General features: G+C 39.2%; 17 protein-coding genes. 9 read left to right on the forward strand and 8 right to left on the reverse strand.

Annotation, left to right across the window (positions count from 1 at the left end):
* Positions 1–405: 405 nt before the first annotated feature.
* Positions 406–1,386, reverse strand: a complete 981-nt coding sequence (locus GVK91_RS19500) for a hypothetical protein (protein ID WP_153848359.1) — start codon at positions 1,384–1,386, stop codon at positions 406–408.
* A gap of 274 nt (positions 1,387–1,660) precedes the next feature.
* Between GVK91_RS19500 and GVK91_RS19505 the strand changes: the two genes are divergently transcribed.
* Positions 1,661–3,286 (forward strand): ABC-F family ATP-binding cassette domain-containing protein, encoded by a 1,626-nt coding sequence (locus GVK91_RS19505; protein WP_153846346.1) that lies wholly within the window; start codon positions 1,661–1,663, stop codon positions 3,284–3,286.
* Between the two features lie 132 nt (positions 3,287–3,418).
* On the opposite strand, the gene GVK91_RS19510 is transcribed toward GVK91_RS19505, so the two are convergent.
* Complete coding sequence (locus GVK91_RS19510) at positions 3,419–4,405, reverse strand: endonuclease/exonuclease/phosphatase family protein (RefSeq protein ID WP_159730956.1); 987 nt, start codon at positions 4,403–4,405, stop codon at positions 3,419–3,421.
* Between the two features lie 203 nt (positions 4,406–4,608).
* On the opposite strand from GVK91_RS19510, the gene GVK91_RS19515 reads away from it, so the two are divergent.
* From GVK91_RS19515 to GVK91_RS19525, 3 genes are read left to right on the forward strand one after another with little or no spacing between them, the layout of a single operon-like run.
* The gene (locus GVK91_RS19515; RefSeq protein ID WP_159730958.1) at positions 4,609–5,784 is read left to right on the forward strand and encodes a glycosyltransferase family 1 protein; all 1,176 of its coding nucleotides are present in this window, start codon (positions 4,609–4,611) and stop codon (positions 5,782–5,784) included.
* On the forward strand, positions 5,772–6,773 hold the full coding sequence (locus GVK91_RS19520; RefSeq protein WP_153846349.1) for a lysylphosphatidylglycerol synthase transmembrane domain-containing protein: 1,002 nt from the start codon (positions 5,772–5,774) through the stop codon (positions 6,771–6,773). The genes GVK91_RS19515 and GVK91_RS19520 overlap by 13 nt, the downstream gene beginning before the upstream one ends.
* Positions 6,760–7,914 carry a glycosyltransferase family 4 protein gene (locus GVK91_RS19525; protein ID WP_227550200.1) on the forward strand — a complete coding sequence of 385 codons (1,155 nt, stop codon included), beginning with the start codon at positions 6,760–6,762 and terminating at the stop codon, positions 7,912–7,914. The genes GVK91_RS19520 and GVK91_RS19525 overlap by 14 nt, the downstream gene beginning before the upstream one ends.
* A gap of 74 nt (positions 7,915–7,988) precedes the next feature.
* Here GVK91_RS19525 and GVK91_RS19530 read toward each other — a convergent pair whose 3' ends face one another.
* From GVK91_RS19530 to holA, 6 genes are all read right to left on the reverse strand, one after another.
* Positions 7,989–9,218, reverse strand: coding sequence for a sterol desaturase family protein (locus tag GVK91_RS19530; RefSeq protein ID WP_200845666.1), 1,230 nt, complete (start codon positions 9,216–9,218; stop codon positions 7,989–7,991).
* 357 nt (positions 9,219–9,575) lie between these two features.
* Positions 9,576–11,159, reverse strand: coding sequence for an MDR family MFS transporter (locus GVK91_RS19535; RefSeq protein WP_153846350.1), 1,584 nt, complete (start codon positions 11,157–11,159; stop codon positions 9,576–9,578).
* A 2-nt stretch (positions 11,160–11,161) separates the two neighbouring features.
* The gene (locus GVK91_RS19540; RefSeq protein ID WP_159730960.1) at positions 11,162–12,265 is read right to left on the reverse strand and encodes an HlyD family secretion protein; all 1,104 of its coding nucleotides are present in this window, start codon (positions 12,263–12,265) and stop codon (positions 11,162–11,164) included.
* A 14-nt stretch (positions 12,266–12,279) separates the two neighbouring features.
* A complete protein-coding gene (locus GVK91_RS19545) occupies positions 12,280–13,590 on the reverse strand; it encodes a TolC family protein (RefSeq protein WP_120332703.1) in 1,311 nt (436 codons plus the stop codon).
* Positions 13,580–14,197 (reverse strand): TetR/AcrR family transcriptional regulator, encoded by a 618-nt coding sequence (locus tag GVK91_RS19550; protein ID WP_075993267.1) that lies wholly within the window; start codon positions 14,195–14,197, stop codon positions 13,580–13,582. The genes GVK91_RS19545 and GVK91_RS19550 overlap by 11 nt, the downstream gene beginning before the upstream one ends.
* A 170-nt stretch (positions 14,198–14,367) precedes the next feature.
* On the reverse strand, positions 14,368–15,375 hold the full coding sequence (gene holA / locus GVK91_RS19555) for a DNA polymerase III subunit delta (protein ID WP_159730962.1): 1,008 nt from the start codon (positions 15,373–15,375) through the stop codon (positions 14,368–14,370).
* 415 nt (positions 15,376–15,790) lie between these two features.
* On the opposite strand from holA, the gene GVK91_RS19560 reads away from it, so the two are divergent.
* From GVK91_RS19560 to GVK91_RS19580, 5 genes are all read left to right on the forward strand, one after another.
* The gene (locus GVK91_RS19560; protein WP_153846354.1) at positions 15,791–16,252 is read left to right on the forward strand and encodes a type I restriction enzyme HsdR N-terminal domain-containing protein; all 462 of its coding nucleotides are present in this window, start codon (positions 15,791–15,793) and stop codon (positions 16,250–16,252) included.
* A 169-nt stretch (positions 16,253–16,421) separates the two neighbouring features.
* Positions 16,422–17,123 (forward strand): ATP-dependent Clp endopeptidase proteolytic subunit ClpP, encoded by a 702-nt coding sequence (gene clpP, locus GVK91_RS19565; RefSeq protein ID WP_046674530.1) that lies wholly within the window; start codon positions 16,422–16,424, stop codon positions 17,121–17,123.
* Positions 17,124–17,125: 2 nt separating this feature from the next.
* Entirely contained in the window at positions 17,126–18,376 is a 1,251-nt protein-coding gene (gene clpX / locus GVK91_RS19570; protein ID WP_070565518.1) for an ATP-dependent Clp protease ATP-binding subunit ClpX, read from the forward strand.
* A gap of 124 nt (positions 18,377–18,500) precedes the next feature.
* Positions 18,501–19,334 carry an AMP nucleosidase gene (locus GVK91_RS19575; protein ID WP_120332702.1) on the forward strand — a complete coding sequence of 278 codons (834 nt, stop codon included), beginning with the start codon at positions 18,501–18,503 and terminating at the stop codon, positions 19,332–19,334.
* A 244-nt stretch (positions 19,335–19,578) separates the two neighbouring features.
* Positions 19,579–20,742 (forward strand): efflux RND transporter periplasmic adaptor subunit, encoded by a 1,164-nt coding sequence (locus GVK91_RS19580; protein WP_227550202.1) that lies wholly within the window; start codon positions 19,579–19,581, stop codon positions 20,740–20,742.
* Positions 20,743–20,783 lie beyond the last annotated feature (41 nt).

The following is a 20,783-nucleotide window of genomic DNA, read 5'->3' on the forward strand; positions in this document are numbered from 1 at the left end:
TTTATTTTTCGAACATAACGAATCAAATGTGAGAAACAGAGGTTATGCATTAAAATTTTATAAAAATCTTAGTTATTTTTTACCGAATTAATTTGACTTTGTTGCAAAAAATACTTAGCTTGCTACTATAGTTAATAAACCGTTTATTATGTGCAAGAAGTGGATTTTCATGGTGCTTCTTTTCGTAGCAAATTTTACATATGCGCAGACGACAGAGGATAAAACCCAACATTCAGGTTCCCATTACATTATTTTAGCAATCATCGCTATCATTGTCATTGTTTATATATTATACAGGAGGCAAAAGAGGAAATTTAATGAATAAGGGAGATCAGTAGATCTCCCTTATTCATTAAATTTCCTCCCCCCCCTTCACTTCCTATCGAACTTTCAATACCTCACATCTTAATGACGCACCGGTTCATTTGTTTGCGCTAACCGTTGCGACCCCGTATTTGCCGGACAGGCAATATCATCTGTTGCATCGTATACAAGCTTCTTACCATTCAATTTTGTAATCAATTCTTGAGGGACATACACCTGAACTTTGGTAATCGCATAACCACTTGGGAAATAGCGAACATAGTAGCCATCGGGATGAAGCGTCCAAATACCACTTGGCACGTCTGTACGAGGCTCAGCCATACCAGCTAAGATTGCATATTGTTCAAAATCAGCGTACGAATAGTTTCCTGAGGAAACTAGCTGCCGAATATTATTTTCCGCTTCGAAGATTGTCTGTACTGCCGGTGGCATCTGGTCTTTTGCTTTTTGGACAACGTCAAATGGCAAAACGCCGAGCGCACCACCTTCCAAATGCAAAATTTGTTCAGCTGTAAGCAATTTTAAGGCTGTCTCTTTCACCGGGCCCGAATAATCAATAAATTTTGTCTTCGCAATGATCGTCCACAATAGCATCTGTATGTCAGATTGTGCTACTTCTGGGTGCTTTTCAGCACTTTTTAAAATTGCAATGACCACTTCTCTTTTTTTACCAAGAGTAGGCGCATACATATATCCATCGCCTTTTGAAGGTGCATAGGTACCCGCTTTCAGGCAATAGCTCTTGTTGGTTATTTCAAAATGACCGGCTTCCAATACATAACCATCACTACCATTCTTTTGTAAATTTTCTAAAGGTTTATAAACCGCCGTATTTTGAAAATCGGGCATTTGCTCCCCTTTTCTATTTACATCTTCAAAACTTGTACTGATTGCTTCAGGTTCCTTTAGCAACTTATCCAATCCCAGTACCTTACTCCCTTTGGAAGCAACGGCTTTGCTTGCTTTATCCAAAAGTCCTCCAAACTGGGCTGAGGCTCCTTGAATATTAAACAAAAAAGCAACAGCAAGTATAACGACACCCGTTATTCTATTTCTTTTCATAATTGATTTCATTTCAGCTCTTGTCCACAAAAAAGAAGCCAATTTAAATCACTGACACAATATTTATAATTTATTAATCCAATATCTGCAAAACATAACTGCATTTCACACTTCATTGCAAAGATCATTTCCGCCCATTGAAATTTCACAGAATACTGTTTTGCCACAGGTGCTGAAAACTGCTGAATTCCGCAACATTGCTACCTTCAATTTCTCCACGTAACTGATCACCGTAAATAGTTAAAAATCCAAGATTAAAACGTATCTTTGCAGCATGATTAATGTGTCCAATCTCTCCCTTCGTTTTGGTAAACGTATACTATTCGAAGATGTCAATTTAAAATTCACACCTGGAAACTGTTACGGTATTATCGGTGCTAATGGAGCAGGTAAATCTACTTTCTTAAAAATTATCTCAGGGGAAGTTGATCCTTCGACAGGTTCAGTGGCATTCACGCCAGGCGAACGCATGTCTGTTTTAAGTCAGGATCACTATGCTTTCGATGAGTTTACTGTTCTTGAAACTGTCATGATGGGTAACCAAGAGCTTTACAAAATCATGAAAGAGAAAGATGCCATTTACATGAAAGAGGATTTCTCTGATGCCGACGGCGAACGCGCCGGCGAACTGGAAAGTCTTTTTGCTGAAATGGATGGCTGGAATGCCGAATCTAATGCCGCAACTTTATTGAGCAGTTTGGGTATCAAAGAAGATCTGCACTATAAATTAGTTTCTGAAATCGACGGTAACCAAAAAGTCCGTGTACTCTTGGCTCAAGCATTATTTGGCAAACCAGATATTTTGATTCTCGATGAGCCTACCAATGATTTGGATATCAACACCATTGCATGGTTAGAAGATTTTTTAGCAAGTTATGAAGCAATCGTTTTAGTTGTATCCCACGACCGTCACTTCCTGGATGCTGTATGTACGCACACGGTGGATATTGATTTTGGTAAGATGACAATCTATACGGGTAACTACTCGTTCTGGTACGAATCTTCTCAATTAGCGTTAAAGCAACGTTCTGATCAAAATAAGAAAATGGAAGATAAAGTGAAAGAACTCCAGGAATTTATCCGTCGGTTCTCTGCCAACGCTTCCAAATCCAAACAAGCTACTTCTCGTAAGAAAGCATTGGATAAGATTAATATTGACGAAATTAAACCATCCAACCGTAAATATCCGGCCATCATGTTCAATACCATGAATCGTGAACCGGGAGATCAAACGCTACAAGTCGAAGGATTAAGCAAAACGGTCAATGGCGAGGTATTCTTCAAGGATATCACGTTTATGATTAATAAAGGTGACAAAATCGCTGTTCTAGGTCCAAATTCATTAGTGACCACAGCATTTTACGATATTATCACTGGTAGAGACACCGATTTCGGCGGGGAATTCAAATGGGGTATTACCATCACTCCTGCCGATATGCCGATTGAAAATGCCGCATTCTTCGAAGGAAAAAATGATAATTTAGTCGATTGGTTGAGAGACTATACAACTAACCCAGAAGCAGACGAACAATTTATACGCGGATTTTTAGGGAAAATGTTGTTTTCCGGTGAAGAGGTTATGAAAAAGGTATCTGTGCTTTCAGGGGGAGAAAAAATGCGTTGTATGTTTTCTCGCATGATGCTTCAGGGTGCCAATTTCCTAGTTTTCGATGAGCCCACCAATCACTTGGATTTGGAATCTATCACTGCTTTAAATAACGGTATGTCTGATTTTAAAGGATCAATGTTGTTCACATCCCGTGACCACGAATTGACTGAAACTGTTGCCAATAGAATCATCGAATTGACTCCGAAAGGTATCATCGACAAATTGATGACTTACGATGAATACATTAATAGCGATGTGGTTAAAGCACAACGTGAAGAAATGTATAAATAAGATAATTTATCCCAATTTAATAAAGGCTCCATAATTCATTTTATGGGGCTTTTTTAATACGCAAAAAAGCACTGAGGGGTTCAGTGCTAATCGCGATTGATATGAAAGAATTGAGAAAGTTTTATTTTTATTTTACTGAACCGAAGATTTGACAACACGCCAGCCTAATTGTAAGGACACTGCACAATGGTCGGATAAATCCTGTCCCTCTTCGTTTTGAAAAAGCTTTTTTTGAACCTGATAATTCTTTGCCTCAAATAGCAAATGATGATCATTGCGATAGTAAATTTTATCAATACCTTCGCAATCCTCTGTCAACTCCAATGCTGTTTTCGCTTCAAAATTCACTTGAGGCCCAGGAATATCACCTTTGTTGCGTAAACTTACCCATGCATCTACCAAACCTAAGTCCTTCTGAAAAGAACCGATGTTATCCAGCTCGTAAGCATAATGTGCATTAAAGTCGCCCATAATCAAAAGTGGTCTGCCAGCCGAATACTTTTTGATATAGGATTTCAGCTGATTTATATTCTTCTGCCGGGCAATCGTTGCATTCTGATCATCCTGAGCTGTCGCATGTACATTATAAACATCAATAAATACCTCTTTGGCCAATTGAATTCGAGCATAAGAAAAGCCTTTAGGAGTCAGACAATCTGCGCCATTGCAATCAGTCCACCCTATCCGCTCAAACTCAACAATAGGATATTTTGAAAGTGTACTCAGCCCGTCCCCAAAAGGTACCCCACCCATATTTGCCGTTCGGTAGCTATGCGTATTTTCGCTGTAAAGAAACTTGTTGTAGTTAAAGTCTTCCTGTACATTGACAATATCAAACCCATTGATCCGATTGCCGATCGACGTAATACTAGAAGCCCGCTCGGTTACAGCACTGGAAATCAATTCAGGGAGACCTGCTATATTGTACGTTAACAAATTTAGCTTTCCGTAAGTCGCTTCCGGCATAGCTGCATACACAGCATTACTGAGCTTCGGTTGTTGTTTTGGCTTCAACTTAAAACCCAACATAACACCGGCAGACGCACAAATAAATAAGATGACAATCTTTCGAAAACCCTTAGGTCTAATTTTTTTTTCGAACAATAGATCTAATAGCATGGATTGAATATTTCGTTCACTCCAAAGCTACTGCGCCAACATTAGCTCTGTTATCATATTCAATTAATTCTATTTTTAATAATTATGCACAAATTATTAAAAACTAATAATTTATAAACACTATAATGACAAAAGGTTAATACCTGCATAGCATAGGAGTTACAGCTTTCAGCTATTTTTATACAACCCCTAATAAGAATAACATGAGAAAGGTAGCCTTCTTTACAGAGATACTCGTCGAGGATTTTGACGGTGCATCACGGACAATGTTTCAGCTGATAAACCGTATAGACCAGCAGAAATTCAACTATTTTTTTATTTATGGTGGCGGCCCTACGCAATTTCGCAATTTTCATTCTTACAAGGTACCCACATTCAAAATACCGGTCAACGACGATTATTGTCTCGCTATTCCACAGCTTATTAAAAAGAAACTTGAGCTCGCCTTAGATAAATTTGCTCCCGACATGATCCACATTGCTACGCCTTCCCTTTTAGGTTTTTTCGCATTAAATTATGCCAAACGGAAAGGTATTCCTGTCCTTACGATCTATCATACACACTTCATTTCATACATTGCCTATTATTTCAAAAACATACTCCCCTTGGTCAAGCCAACTGAACAATGGATGAAAAAAGCAATGAATAACTTTTATAACAAATGTGATATTGTCTATGTACCCACCAAATCTATTCTAAACGAATTACAGCAGATCGGCTTACAACAAGAAGGATTAAAACTGTGGCAAAGAGGAATAGACACAGCCTTGTTTAATCCCAATAAAAAGAATCTATCTCAGCTGCAGACTATCACAAAGAATGACAAACCAACAATCCTCTTTGTCAGTCGTATCGTCTGGGAAAAAAATATTAAAACGCTTATTGAAATCTATCAACAGATACAAGCTCAGAATCTTGACTATAATTTCATTGTTGTCGGTGAAGGAACAGCCAAAATAATTGCAATGCAAGAGATGCCTAATGCCATTTTCTTAGGAAAGAAAAGCCATGATGAGCTTGCAATTCTATATGCTTCGGCAGATGCTTTTGTTTTTCCGTCGGTCTCAGAAACGTACGGAAATGTTGTTGTCGAAGCATTGGCATCCGGACTTCCTTGTGTTATCGCCGATGGTGGGGGTTCGGCTTCCTTGATTCAGCACGGGAAAAATGGATTTAAGTGTCAACCTGAAAATGCAGCTGGATATGTTTACTACCTCAAAAAAATTCTCTCTGACGTGAGCTTAAAAAAGAATCTCATTACTGAAGGTCTATCCTATGTCGGACAACTGGATTGGAATAGACTATCTGGATGCTATTTTAATGACATTGAACTATTGATTGACAAAACACAGGAAGTCGATTTGGCATGGGCAAACTAACAAACCCAAGCCAACTCATCAAAGGTATTTTTCTATTTTTGATTCTGGCGTCCATCACTGTCTTTTTAGCGAAAAGCGACTTAAATGCCTTGAAAAAAGAGCTCTCCTCAGTTGGTTATCGCTTCATTGTTATTTTGTTTACGACTTGCGCGGCCTATTTTGTAGGCACATTAGCTTGGTGGATATGCTTGGGCTCCGCAAAAAAGAAGGTCAATCTGATCGAACTCTTTGCCATCCGTCAAATCGGGGAAACCGTTGGACTATTCAATCCTACAAGCATTATAGGTGGTGACTTATTAAAGGCACAATTGATAACCCGTTATGACATTCCGTTAAAAGAAGGATTGAATTCAGTTGCTATATCCCGTATTACCGCCGTACTATCTCAATTGACTCTCTTTTTGATTGCTATGCTTTGGTTGATATTTTCTCCTTTAAAAAATGAAATTATACACTACGCAGGGCCTGTAATTTATATTATCTGTCTATTTCTGTTCCTTCTGATGATCCTGATACTTTATTGGTTAATAGCTGCAAAAAGTCCCTCACAAACCAAGGCTTCGACAGCAACATTTTTTGGAAAAGCAAAAGCGCATTCTCAGTCACTACTTTGGAGTGTAAAAGACTTTTATCGACATCAAAATAAGGTTTTTTGGTATTCTTACTTACTTTTTGCACTACATTGGATTATTGGCAGCCTTGAATTCTATTATATTCTAAAATTTTTGGGTGTTGCAGTACAACCAATACATGGTTTAATAGTGGACATGAGTGTCATTGTGCTGAAAAGCATCGGTGCTTTTATTCCAGGGCAACTGGGTATTGAAGAAATCGCCAATAAGCTCCTTCTCCATATGATCGGTATTACAGGGGGTAGTATTTGGCTCAGTGCTTCATTATTACGTCGCGGTCGACAGCTCACCTGGGTAGCGCTGGGTTTTATATTTTATCTATGCATCAAAAAGAAACCAGTTCATGTACCCATCTGAAATAGAAATACTATTTGTCAGCCACAAATATCCACCAAGTGTTGGCGGTATGGAAAAACAAAGCTTTGAACTGATCAATACTGCGGCTCTTTACTTGAAGGTACACACCTTAGTCTATGACAACAGGGAACCTCTTTTAGCCTTCTTCTTCCAGCTGAATCGCCGAATTCTAGCCAAAATTAACGATAACCCTGGCATCAAGCTTATTCACTTTAATGATGGGTTAATTGCGTCTTTAGCCTCTTTTCACAAAGGTTATCCCCATTTAAAACGTGTTGCCACGCTTCACGGACTGGATATCGTATTTCCCTTTAGCTATTTTCAACGTAAGATTATACCGCGGTTTAATACATTTGATCAGCTTATTGCGGTTAGCCAAGCTACTGCCGACGCCGCACAGTTACGTGGTATCGATCCATCCAAAATTATTGTTATACCCAACGGTGTAGATCCGATACACCACTCCACTCAAAACAATGAACCAGCCTGCGAAAACAAGCCCTATTTCATCACTTTGGGACGCCCTGTTAAACGGAAGGGTTTCTCGTGGTTGATGAAACATGTCATTCCCGCTATTCAGGGTGATTTCAAATTACTGATGGTGGGTCCATTCGATCACGAACCTACATGGAAAGAACGCCTATTGCAGCTTATACCAAAAAAGATAAATCATTTAATCACCTTATTCCTCGGATTTCCGACCGATCAAGGGGAGATCCGAAAATTACTGAAAGCATATCCCGAAAAAATTGAACATCTTGGAAAAGTCCCATTCCAACAACTGCAAAGCCTCTTGACCAACGCACAGGCCTTCTTGATGCCCAATATTGAAGTGGCGGGAGATATGGAAGGCTTTGGGCTCGTTTGTTTGGAGGCTTCCACAGCAGGCACCATTGTTGTGGCCGCCGAATTAGAAGGAATTACAAGCGCCGTGACACATAATTGCAATGGCCTGCTCCTGACAAGCAAAAACCAAAACGAATGGATTGAACAACTTCAAGCCATTTTAGAAAATCCAGTCCACTATAAAAACCTAAGCCTACAATTTAAACAAAATACCCTAAAACAATATAGCTGGGATATTATGGCCAGATCCTATTGTCAATCATTTGCGGACTTAGTTACAGCAGCAGGCAAATAATTGACAGTAACAACGCCCTCACAAATTTGACTGCGTCTACCATTCACAGGGAATGGCTCTTCAGAAGTCAATTTTCAACATCTTTCAAGACGCAAAACTTTTTTATAGTGACCTGCTAACGTTTTATAAAAAATCAATTGAGTCAAAGCGAAACATCCTACCAAAACAAGCCCCAATGTTGAATAAAAAGTTAGACCGATATACAGCAGTAATAAGAATAACCGAAGCATCTCAAGTGGAAAAACCCAATCTTCATGTTCTAGAAGCCCCCCAATACAAATGACGCTACAGAGAATAAATCCTCCGCCAATAAGGAGTTGTATGAGTTGCTGATAATTACCGTAAAGCAAAAAAAAGAAAAGCAGGAGCATCGTCAACATCGACTGAAAAAAGATATAGCGGCTTAACACCTGTGCATGAGCTTGCGGCCTAGCTCCTGCAAATATGCGCTCTTCCAGTTCTTCGCGAATTTCAGGCTGTATATCGTCGGGCCTACCAAATATAGTCCGCATTTTGTTCCTAAATCCTTCCGCCCGCTTAAATGACAAACCAATTTCAAATAAATAATGAAAATGCTGCCATAGAAAAGTGTAGCGGTGAATGGGTTTTGTGAGTCCATAGACACAAGGTTCTTCTTTTTGCTCTGGGATAAATGTTCCAAATAGCTTATCCCAAATAATCAGGATATCTCCATAATTCTTATCCAAATAGATTTCATTACTGCTATGATGCACCCGGTGGTGAGATGGCGTTACAAATACACGCTCTAAAATCCCCAAATTTCCTACGGTCTGCGTATGGGAGAAAAATGGATATACGCCATGAATCAACAGAATAGCGGTCATCATAAAGGGAGGGAATCCCAAAAGGGGAATAAAAGCCCAAAATAACGAACGGAAAACGGCTTGAAATATGGTGATCCGGGCTGCTACGGTAAAGTTATAATCTTCACTTTGGTGATGTACAACATGAGCCGCCCACAACAAGTTTATTTCATGGCTATAGCGATGATACCAATACCAGAGAAAATCTGTAAATAGGAAAAGGATAATCCAGGTCCAAAAATTAGCTTCAATGTGAAATATCGCAAAGTTTTGATACACCCAAACGAAAAAAAAGTAAAATAAACTAACAGAAAACATATCACACATACGCTCGACGATACCAACATTGAGATTTGAGATCGATTCATCAAAAGAATAAAAACGTTTCTGTTTTTTGAGGCTATACCAATATTCCAACACCATCAAGATTAAAAATAAGGGAATGATAAACGCCAAAAAATTAAGTTTTTCTGTATACATGCAGTCGCTATTTTGAAGACAAAAAATCTACCTTAATCGCAATTCAACAAGAACCGTCTTTTCTGATGCCAAAAGATCAATTCTTCCAAACTCTTTATTATTAAACAATCAATTCTAAATCAGGTTTTTCAATTTATGGTTTTTCAATGGACAAAAATGTATGCTTTCTCATGTCCAGACAATAAGAAGCGCCAACTCAAAAAGAAACGCCAACTCAACATGATTTTCTACCAGAAAAGAACGTGCACAAAAAAAGTCCTCAAAAAGTTAAACACTTTTTGAGGACTTCTGATTGAACGATAAATTGTTCTTCACTGATGTTGCACTATGATAACAGCGCAGCAGACGAATCCAATACTAATGCACACTGGACATATCGATCTGTGTTTTCCCCTGTTTGATCATCAATACAAAAGGGACACAAATCAAAAAGACAATCCCTAGATACAAAAACACATCCATATAAGATAAAACGGTCGCTTGCTTCATCACACTCAAGTCCAATATTTGATGCGCTTTGGCCAAAGCCTCATTAGGCGAAAAACCTTTCGCCTGAAAACTCATTTGCAATTGCTGCACCCGTTGTTGCACATCAAACTTACTTGGGTCTAAATTAGCTACCAGATCAACACGATGTTTTTGGCTATCACGGGCAATAAATGTCGTAATCAAAGCAATTCCAAATGAACCACCCAATTGACGCATCATCCCTGTAAAAGCAGCCCCTTCACCGATTGACTTACCATGTAATGTTGATAAAGACAGTGTCATAACAGGTACAAACAACAATCCTAGGCCAACTCCGCGGAGAATCAATGGCCAAAACATATGTTCCGAACCTGTATCGTTTGTCATGAGGCTATACATCCAAAAACAAAAGCCAAAAAAGATACATAGCCCTAAGGCAACCATATACTTCTGAGGAACACCATTTTGGATCATCTTACCGATAAAAGGCATCATGATACCGGTCATAATCGAACTTGGTAACAAGAGCAAACCTGCATCTGTTGCCGTCCATCCCAATATCGACTGCGTATAGATGGGAATAATAAACGTCGATCCGAACAAGCCAAAACCAAGAATAAAGCTCATCACCACACCCACCTGCAAATTCTTATCCTTCAATACGCGCAGGTTAACAATCGGTTTATCGTACACCAACTCCCGCCATATAAAAAACAGTAATCCAAAGACAGATAAAATCGATAAGCCTAAAATCAAGGGGTCGTCAAACCAGTCATCCTGTTGTCCGTGTTCTAATACAAACTGAAGTGAGCCAATAAACATGATCAAAAATATCATACCGAACCAATCCACTTCCCTAGCAGACTGCTTTTGACTGTATTTAGGACTGCGTACAAAAGATAAGGTCAACAAGGTCGCAATAATACCAAGCGGCACATTGATATAAAAGATATACGGCCAAGAGAAGTTATCGATGATGTACCCACCCAACGGCGGCCCTAATGTAGGGCCAACAATGACTCCCATCCCGTAGATAGCTTGGGCCATACTACGTTTTTCTTTGGGATAACTTTCCGTGATAATAGTCTGGGCTGTAACCAGTAAGGCTCCCCCACCCATCCCTTGTATAAAGCGAAATGCAACAAGCTCCCACATATTGGTTGCATTACCGCACAAAAATGAAGATACTGTGAATATGATAATAGAAGCCGCAAAGTAATTTCTACGCCCAAACTGTTGGGACAACCAGCTGGTCATCGGGATCACAATTACATTCGCAATTGCGTAAGCTGTGATAACCCATGCGACATCCGTCAACGTCGCCCCCAGTGAACCTTTCATGTCGTTCAGGGCCACATTGACAATGGTTGTATCCACAATTTCCAACAGCGCACAAAGCACCGCTGTAATCGTGATTACAACGCGACGAAAACCATATTCAACCAGACTATCTTGTTGATTTAAATTTTCCATAGTTATTGAACATGCACATCTACGTCAGCATTCATGCCCGGTCTGAGCAAAGCCACATTTTCTGCTTTATTGTCTTTTGTCAATTTGATCTTTACAGGTAAACGCTGAACAGTCTTTACAAAGTTACCAGTTGCATTATCTGGAGGCAATAAAGAGAATCGTGAACCAGTTGCTGGAGAGAAAGAGTTTACCTCACCTTCAAACTCAATAGCAGGATAAGCGTCCACTTTAATACCAACTTTTTGTCCAGGTTTTATTTTTTCCAATTGCGTCTCCTTAAAGTTAGCAACGACCCAGGTTTCAATATTATCTACAATGTAGAACAAAGATTGACCTGGATTGACCATCTGCCCCGGTTGTACCTTGATATTCGATACCTGACCATCCACAGAAGCAAGTACCGCAGTATAAGAAAGGTTCAATTTAGCCGCCTCAAGTTGCGCATTTGCTCTTTTTATATTCGCCTCTGCAACAGAAGTTTGCTTTGAAGCTACTGTAGTCTTACTTACGACTGCATTGCGTTGCGATGCACTGGCGTTACGTTGTTGTTGCAAAATTTCAACCTGCTTGTCAGCTTCCAATTTTGCTGTTAATGCCTGCTCATACTGTTGTTTCGTAATTGACTGATTGTTGTATAAGTTTTGGTAGCGGATATAATCATTGTTCGCTTGCTTAGCACGAATACGTGCCGCATCGATACTGCCCAAATTAGATTGGATCGTTGCATCTGAAATGGCTACATTAGCCGAAGATGCAGATACATCTGCCTTTGAAACATCAAAGCTACTTTGAGCTGCTGCCAAGGATGCTAGCGCTTCGTCCACACGAACCTGATAATCTGGGCTCTCAATAGTGAACAAGGTATCCCCCTTTTTAACCAAATCATTATCCTTTACGTACACTTTCGAGATAAACCCACCAACGCGTGGAATGATCGGACTCATGTTTTTCTCTACCTGCGCATCGTCTGTCGTTTCATGCGCCTGACCATGCATATATTTATAAGCACCGTACGCTCCTCCGAAGATGACCAATGCCACCAAAACAATTGTAAATTTTTTATTTGTACCTTTCTTTTCAGGTGCGTTTTCTACTGTATTTTCCATGTCTAGATTAATTGCTATTTAATGTTTAAAGACCCATTTGCTAACAGCAGGTCATAATATTTTTCAATGGTATTTGCTTTGCTGATCGCAAGATTGATTTTGCTTTGAAGCTGCTGTACGTCGGCAGTTAACAAATCGTCTGTATCCGCGATACCATTATCGTACTTATCTTTTGTAATACGATAATTTTCAACCGCCTGATCCACCGCCTGATGGTAAACCACATCCTGCTTTTGTGCCAGCATATAGTTTTCATTGGCCTGTTGAACCTGCACTTTCACCTTATCGTTTAATAATTCAATGTGCTCATCAATTTCCCTGATATGATTTTTCGCAACATTCACTTCTCTTTTGTTTTTATAAAGTGAACCGATGTCGTAGGATACACCTACACCTACCATGGCCGCATTTGTTACGGTAACCACTTTTTGCAAACCAAAAGCATTGTAACCTGCCGTTGCAGAAACCTGTGGCAATGTAGATGCTTTTGTTACCTTCAACTGGTCCTCTGCAACCAACCGTTGTGACTCCAAAGATTTCACATCAGAACGTGAGGTTTTCGCAGCGTCATAAGATGCTTTTAAACCCAAATCAACACCGTTCACCTCAGCCAGATTGATCTGATCCAGCTGCGTATCCTCATCAATTTTTAAAAAATTTGCCAATTGATAATTCAGCACCTTGATATTTTTCTGTGCTTCCTGAAGCGAAACCTGATAATTTGAAAGCTGCAGTTCTGCTTTTAACAGGTCGTTACGCGCGATCAAACCATTGTCAAGCATCGCTTTAAAATCCGAAACACGCTGCTCAGACTGCTTGATATTTTCAGCAATCAACAAGTTGGTTTGCTGAGCCTTATAAAGGCTTAAATAAAGATTCACTGCACGTATAGCCAGTTGCTCTTTACTTGCTACAGCGTTGTATTCCTCGGCTTTTAATACATCTTTTGCAATATTAATTCCCCCTTTAATACGTCCACCTGTATAGATTGGCATGCTCACCGATGCCTGTCCTAACCACAATTGGTTTGCAGCAATATCCGGAGCAGAGCCCCCCTCACCTAAAGCCAACTTTAAATTCACATTTGGAGTAGTCATAGCCATGTATTGTCCACTCAATTTTGCATCAGGAAGCTGTTTCGATTTGGCAGTTTCGACTTCGAGCTGTCTCCCCAATATCTTGGTATCGGTAGACTTTGCTTCCACGCTTTGATTTGCGGCCAAGTGAATTATCTCTTCCAAAGTCATGTGTTTGTTGTCTTGCGCCAACAGACCCATAGGACTTAAAAGCAATAAAGCACTCAAATTGGCCAACTTATTTTTCATATGTCAATAAAGCTTTAATTGTTTTCTGTATAAATTCTGTTAAAGTTGTTTCTATATAATTTGCATAGTCCTCATCGTTATCGATATGCAACTGATCCTGTAAAAAACAATGATTCATCTGAAAATTCATAAATACGCCCATCATCATGGAGTGGATCAAGATGGGATCATAACCCGCTTTGAATACTCCCTGCTCTACCCCCGCATTGATGACAGACGATATCACTTCAAGATTGTGCAACTTGAGTTTGCGAAAAGCCTCCGAGATCAGCATGCGTTGCTTTAACGAACTTTCAATGGTAATGATATGATACAGTTTGCGATGGGAGTTCATGGACTTAAACGATTTATCCACCATAGCGTCAATTTTATCCAACGCATTATCGACAAGCGCCAACTCATCCACATTGATCATAAAATCAGGAACACGCCATTCAAAAAACGTATCCAGTAGCTTGTCCTTAGATCCAAAATAATAGTTGATCATCGCAACATTCACATTCGCCTCATTGGCGATGTCACGAACGGAAGTCCCATCAAATCCTTTTGTTGCAAAAAGACGCTCTGCTGCAAGCAGAATATCAATCTGTTTCTCGTTAAATTCCATTTTAAACCTCGATCTTTTAAAGATACAATCGCATATTCATAGCGATTATAAAATACGTTCTCGCTAAATGCGCGACAAAGTTAAACAAACGTTTAATTTAAACAAGTGTTTAATTATTAAATTTGTGTAAAAAAAAACACCACTGCTGGTGTTCTTGCTGTTGGATGGGATTAGTTAAGTATTCGATAGATCATTTCTTTTAAAATCTCTTCGCTATTGAAATTGCTCGGCACATTGACACCTTTGGATTTTAAATCAGTCTCCTTCAACACATTGAGCACATCGAAAGTTTTCCGCCGGTTGTAATTTCTTGCAGCAAGCTCGTATTCCTTCAGAAAGAAAGGATGTACGCCCAATTCTTTTGCCGCGACCGATTTGTCGATCAGATAATGGTATTTGAGAATCTTCGTGAAGTAGGTAGCAATTTGTCCAATAACCATCACCAGCGGATTATTTTTGGGGTTCGCTACAAAATAATCGACTATTTGATAAGCTTTTAGGGCATTACGTTTAGCCAATGCAGTATTTAATTCAAAAACATTATAATCTTTGGAAATACCAATATTTCGTTCAACATCTTCCATGCTTATCTCTTGGCTCTTTGGAACATTAAGCATCAGCTTGTCAAGTTCATTGGACACTTTGGACAGGTCATTACCGAGATAGTCCGCAATCATCATCGTAGCTTGCGGATGAATGCGCCAGCCGGTATCTTTCACATACGCTCCAATCCAAGGGCCCACCTTATCGTCGTATAGTTTAGCCGCATCAACAACCAGCCCTTTTTTTTCAAAGACTTTATAGATCTTTTTGCGTTTGTCAAATTTCCCATGTTTAAAACAAAACACAAGAATGGTTGTCGGTGTAAAATGCTCCAGGTATTTAGTCAACAGTTCTTCCGTATCCGATTTCCATTTTAGCTCCTGTGCCTCCTTGATAATAATCACCTGATAATCACTCAACATGGGATACCGTTTTGCTGCATTGACAACGGTAGACATATCAATATCTTTTCCGTAGAAAATCGATTGATCAAAGCCCTTCTGCGCTTCGTTCAATACTGTTGCTTCCAAAGCGTCGGCAATGGTATCAATGAAATAACTCTCCTCCCCTTGCAATAAATACACTGGTTTAAAAGACCTGTTCTTAATATCGGATAAGATCGGATTTATGTTCATATGTAGTCTATTTATTCGTCGGCTGTAGATCAGTTGCCCCCTATTTGTTTCCGGCATCCAAGCGATCTGCTAGCGCTAAAATCCTCCCATGTCACCGCACATCAAAATGTCTATCGAGCTCGAGCATGGGCATTTTATGAGAAGCAAAATTACGATTTTAATGGCAATTCAACCGAGTAAAACTCCATAAAATTACGCTTTTATAATTGACTCCTGCACCGCCATTACATTAAACTATTGGTTTAAAGCCTTGAACATTCAGCAACATAACTTTCACAATTTGGTTAAGCAATCGTGTCATAAATGCAGACATAGGGTTCCCCACAGCCTAAAAAATCAGACAAGTCAAAAAAAAACACTGTATTTCGGACTTCACGAATTTATTTCTTTTGCTAAAATTTTAGTATATTTGTGTATGTTTTCACCGACTCCACTGAACTTACCGCCATTTAAAGCTAAAATATCCAAAAAGAACAATGCGATTTACATCTTTGATGAGCTCAGAAAAAAGGACTTGGTATTAACACCGGAGGAATGGGTTAGACAGCATTGGATCAATTATTTGTCACTCATGAAAAATTACCCCAAATCACTGATGCATATTGAGGGCGGATTGAAATTAAATAACCTTCAGAAACGGAGTGATTTGTTAATTTACAATAGCAGCGGAAATAAGGTCGTTTTAGCCGAGTTTAAGGCGCCACATATAAAAATCACACAGCAAGTATTTGAGCAAATTGCAAATTATAATACGGTGCACCGCATACCATACTTGTTAGTGAGCAACGGCATGAATCATTACTATTGTAAAATTGATTTTAATACGGAGTCCTATGAATTTTTAGAAGACCTCCCAAACTATAACGAAATTAGCTAAGGGGCTATACATGAAACAGATAAAAAAATAGCCCAAATATACGGTATCAAGAGTTCTTGGAGCGGGATCACCAAAAAAATGTAAAGTAGATGTAAAACATCTTTTCAATTTATTTGATTTTTAAAATATAGTTTTATATTAGTCCTACAGAATAGAAAAAAATAAAAAGATGAATATAGATAAAAACGAATTCAGAAAATATGCAGTAAAGCATCACCGTATTGGAAGTCAACATGTTGATAGCTTCATTGCTCGCACAGAAACAAGCATTCCTACAAACCTTACACCTTACATCGTGGAAGAACGTCAACTGAACGTTGCACAGATGGATGTGTTTTCGCGTTTGATGATGGACCGTATCATATTTTTAGGCAGCGGTATTGATGATCAGGTAGCCAACATTATTCAGGCACAGCTCTTGTTCCTGCAATCTACCGATGCACAACGTGATATCCAAATCTATATCAATTCACCAGGCGGAAGCGTATACGCTGGACTAGGAATTTATGATACCATGCAATATATCACGCCAGATGTAGCGACGATCTGTACAGGTATTGCTGCGTCTATGGGAGCTGTTCTTTTGGTTGCTGGTGCAAAAGGCAAACGTGCAGCCTTACGTCACTCACGCGTCATGATTCACCAACCTTCCGGTGGTGCACAAGGAGTTGCTGCCGATATGGAAATCAACTTACGTGAGATGATGAAATTGAAAGAAGAATTATACACCATTATTTCAGATCACTCTGGACAAACTTACGAATGGGTAGAAAAATCTTCAGATCGCGATTACTGGATGAGAGCCAATGAAGCCAAAGAATTCGGTATGATTGACGAAATTTTACTTCCTAAGAAGGAGATTATTAAATAACAATGGCAAAGAATAACGATAGAGACATTCACTGTTCGTTTTGTGGCATAAGCAAAAATGAAGCTCAGATGCTCATTGCAGGCAATGGAGCACACATCTGTGACAGATGTATCCAGCAGGCAGGCGAAATCTTGGCAGAAGAATTAAAACAACGAAAAAGTAAAACTTTACAGACTGCTTTAAAGTTGATCCGTCCTTTGGAGATTAAAACTCACCTGGATCAATATGTAATCGGTCAGGATGATGCTAAAAAAGTAATTTCAGTAGCAGTTTATAATCACTATAAACGTTTAAATCAGAAAGTGGATAAAGACGAAATTGAAATCGAAAAATCCAATTTGATTATCGTTGGTGAAACGGGTACAGGTAAAACCTTGCTGGCAAAAACTGTTGCTAAGATATTAAATGTACCATTCTGTATCGTAGATGCAACTGTATTGACAGAAGCAGGTTATGTAGGGGAAGATGTAGAAAGTATATTGACACGTTTATTGCAAGCGGCGGATTATGATGTAGCCTCTGCAGAGCGCGGTATCATCTATATCGATGAGATTGATAAAATCGCACGTAAAAGCGACAATCCTTCCATTACGAGAGATGTATCGGGTGAAGGTGTGCAGCAAGCTTTATTGAAGATTCTCGAAGGTACAGTTGTAAACGTTCCACCTCAAGGCGGCCGTAAACACCCGGATCAAAAAATGATCGCAGTCAATACAAGTAATATTCTATTTATCTGTGGTGGTGCATTCGACGGTATTCAAAAGAAAATTGCAAACCGTCTGCGCACGCAAACAGTAGGTTATAAAATGAACGAAGACGAAGAGGAAATCGACTTGAACAATCTGTACAAGTATATTACACCTCAAGACTTAAAGAACTTTGGTTTAATTCCGGAGTTAATTGGCCGTCTTCCTGTATTGACTTACTTAAATCCACTGGATAAGGAAACTTTACTGAGCATTTTGACTGAACCAAAAAATGCATTGGTAAAACAATACAAGAAGTTGTTTGAATACGAAGGCATCGAACTAAAATTTGATCCTGACGTATATACGTTTATTGTTGATAAAGCTGACGAATTTAAACTTGGAGCCCGTGGCCTCCGCAGTATCTGCGAAGCCATTATGCTGGACGCCATGTTTGAGATTCCGTCAACAAAAGAGCAAACGGGACAGAAAGCATTAGAAATTACCTTGGACTATGCGAAGAAAAAATTCGAAAAGTCCGATTTGAAAAAGCTTAAAGTCGCTTAAAAAAAATCCCGTTCGCTGAACGGGATTTTTTTTTAGAAAAGAATTAAAAATCTTATATTACAATAATAACATAGCCATAACGGAATGTTGACAGGAAGATAAGAGATTCAAGAAATTAAATTTAATGACTATGACAACAAAGAAAAGTGCAAAGAATACCGTAAATAGTCCGATCACACCAGGTTTAAAAACCAAAGAAGAAATCGTGAACAACTGGCTTCCTCGTTATACGGGAAGGCCTTTGGAAGAGTTTGGGGAGTATATCCTTTTAACGAACTTTTCAAAATATATCCACCTGTTTTCTGAAATGCATGATAATGCTCCTATTTACGGGGAAGACAAACCGATGCAATCCGTCACTGCCGGAGGCATCACCATTATCAATTTCGGAATGGGAAGTCCAATGGCCGCAACCATTATGGATCTATTATCAGCAATTGCACCAAAAGCCGTTCTATTCTTGGGTAAGACCGGGGGTATCAAGAAAAAAATTCCTGTAGGTGAATTGATTCTTCCAATTGCCGCTATCCGCGGCGAGGGAACATCGAATGACTACTTTCCACCCGAAGTACCTTCATTACCTGCCTTCGCCATGCAAAAGGCCATATCCACTACAATTCGGGATCACCAACGCGATTACTGGACTGGAACGGTATACACCACCAATAGACGGGTTTGGGAACATGACAAAGCTTTCAAAAAATATTTAAAATCAATCCGTGCCATGTGCGTTGATATGGAAACCGCAACGATATTCAGCGTCGGATTTGCCAACAAGATTCCAACAGGTGCTTTACTGCTAGTTTCGGATCAACCGATGGTGCCGGAAGGAGTCAAAACTTCCGTCAGTGATGTAACAGTTACAGCAAAATATGTAGAAGAACATATCGGTATAGGTATTGATGCTTTAAAACAGCTTATCAATAACGGATTGACCGTGAAGCACCTTAAATTCTAAGCTACAATACAAGCAACATCATATTTTCCTTTGAGGGAAAATATGATGTACCTCTCTCCATAAAACCATAACAATCAAATTCTTAAAACTATTAAACATTATTATTGATTAATAATTGAACAGTTATTAACTAAAATTTGAGATGTTAACAAATGTTAATCTTCACAATAATTAAACTATTTGACGTTTATATTGTAATATTCATATTACACAAAACATATATCGTAAAAATTAATCAAGCATTGTGAAGAAAAAAACATTATCTATTTTTAAAGTATCCCTATTGATTTGTTCAGCCTTAGCCACACAGGTAAGTTGTTCTTCAAGTTCTTCAAAAGAAAATAAAACCAAAGAAAAAAACGTAGCCTTGCCCGTCTATACCGTCACTAAATCAGATGCAACCACCATCAAGGATTATTTGGGCACCATAGAAGGTAAAGTTAACGTTGAGGTCCGCCCACAGGTGGAAGGACTGCTTCAGGAAATTTATATCGATGAAGGTTCTTTTGTTCAAAAAGGCCAGAAACTGTTCAAAGTAGACCCCTCTACTTATCAGGAAAATCTCAATAACATGGTTGCTACAGAGCAGGTCGCCAGAGCCAAACTTAAAAATGCACAGCTCGAAGTCGACCGATTGAAACCGCTGGTTCAAAACGACGTTATCTCCGATGTCAGACTGGCATCGGCCAAATCAGACTATCAGGTAGCCAAGGCAACACTGGATCAAGCCATCGCAGCCGTACGTTCGGCTCAGATCAGCAAGGATTTTACGGTTATCACAGCTCCAGTAGGCGGTTATATTGGTCGGATTCCAAAACGCATCGGAAATTTGGTCTCAAAAGGAGATAAAGAACCCCTCACCTATCTTTCAGACATCCAGGAAGTCTATGTTTATTTTTCCATGAATGAATCTGACTTTCTTTATTTTTCCAAAGCACAGGCAAAAAAAGATAGCCTAGAAGGGAAAAAATACAACCAAAATCAGAAGCTTGTATTTCCCGAAGTTACGCTAGTCCTTGCAGATGGTGAAGAATACGCAAAAAAAGGTATAGTCGATGCCGTCAATGGCCAGATTAACCGTACTACGGGAGCGATCTCCTTGCGCGCCACTTTCCAAAACCACGACAATATACTTCGATCCGGAAGTAGTGGCACGCTTAAAATTGCAGAGGTTAAAAAGGACGTTCTACAAATTCCTCAGATTGCAGTCAATGAATTGCAGGATAAAACCTTCGTGTATATACTGGACCAAAACAATAAAGCACAGAAACGAAATATCCAGCTTACAGGAAAAACCAAAAACAATTATATCGTCTACTCAGGACTACAGGAGAACGATCGCGTTATTACCAGTGGATTTGACAAATTGACCGACGGTTCTCCAGTAACCCCGATTTTACAGAAATAATTATCTATCATTTTTACATGCTACAAGGTGTCGGGCATACT

Source organism: Sphingobacterium sp. 18053 (assembly GCF_902706145.1).
GTDB classification, from domain to species: Bacteria; Bacteroidota; Bacteroidia; order Sphingobacteriales; family Sphingobacteriaceae; genus Sphingobacterium; species Sphingobacterium paramultivorum.

Excerpts from the sequence above, each read along its gene's own strand:
- GVK91_RS19500 (WP_153848359.1), bottom strand. The coding sequence starts at position 1,386 with ATGAAAAGAAATAGAATAACGGGTGTCGTTATACTTGCTGTTGCTTTT.
- GVK91_RS19505 (WP_153846346.1), top strand. The coding sequence starts at position 1,661 with ATGATTAATGTGTCCAATCTCTCCCTTCGTTTTGGTAAACGTATACTA.
- GVK91_RS19510 (WP_159730956.1), bottom strand. The coding sequence starts at position 4,405 with ATGCTATTAGATCTATTGTTCGAAAAAAAAATTAGACCTAAGGGTTTT.
- GVK91_RS19515 (WP_159730958.1), top strand. The coding sequence starts at position 4,609 with ATGAGAAAGGTAGCCTTCTTTACAGAGATACTCGTCGAGGATTTTGAC.
- GVK91_RS19520 (WP_153846349.1), top strand. The coding sequence starts at position 5,772 with ATGGGCAAACTAACAAACCCAAGCCAACTCATCAAAGGTATTTTTCTA.
- GVK91_RS19525 (WP_227550200.1), top strand. The coding sequence starts at position 6,760 with ATGTACCCATCTGAAATAGAAATACTATTTGTCAGCCACAAATATCCA.
- GVK91_RS19530 (WP_200845666.1), bottom strand. The coding sequence starts at position 9,218 with ATGTATACAGAAAAACTTAATTTTTTGGCGTTTATCATTCCCTTATTT.
- GVK91_RS19535 (WP_153846350.1), bottom strand. The coding sequence starts at position 11,159 with ATGGAAAATTTAAATCAACAAGATAGTCTGGTTGAATATGGTTTTCGT.
- GVK91_RS19540 (WP_159730960.1), bottom strand. The coding sequence starts at position 12,265 with ATGGAAAATACAGTAGAAAACGCACCTGAAAAGAAAGGTACAAATAAA.
- GVK91_RS19545 (WP_120332703.1), bottom strand. The coding sequence starts at position 13,590 with ATGAAAAATAAGTTGGCCAATTTGAGTGCTTTATTGCTTTTAAGTCCT.
- GVK91_RS19550 (WP_075993267.1), bottom strand. The coding sequence starts at position 14,197 with ATGGAATTTAACGAGAAACAGATTGATATTCTGCTTGCAGCAGAGCGT.
- holA (WP_159730962.1), bottom strand. The coding sequence starts at position 15,375 with ATGAACATAAATCCGATCTTATCCGATATTAAGAACAGGTCTTTTAAA.
- GVK91_RS19560 (WP_153846354.1), top strand. The coding sequence starts at position 15,791 with ATGTTTTCACCGACTCCACTGAACTTACCGCCATTTAAAGCTAAAATA.
- clpP (WP_046674530.1), top strand. The coding sequence starts at position 16,422 with ATGAATATAGATAAAAACGAATTCAGAAAATATGCAGTAAAGCATCAC.
- clpX (WP_070565518.1), top strand. The coding sequence starts at position 17,126 with ATGGCAAAGAATAACGATAGAGACATTCACTGTTCGTTTTGTGGCATA.
- GVK91_RS19575 (WP_120332702.1), top strand. The coding sequence starts at position 18,501 with ATGACTATGACAACAAAGAAAAGTGCAAAGAATACCGTAAATAGTCCG.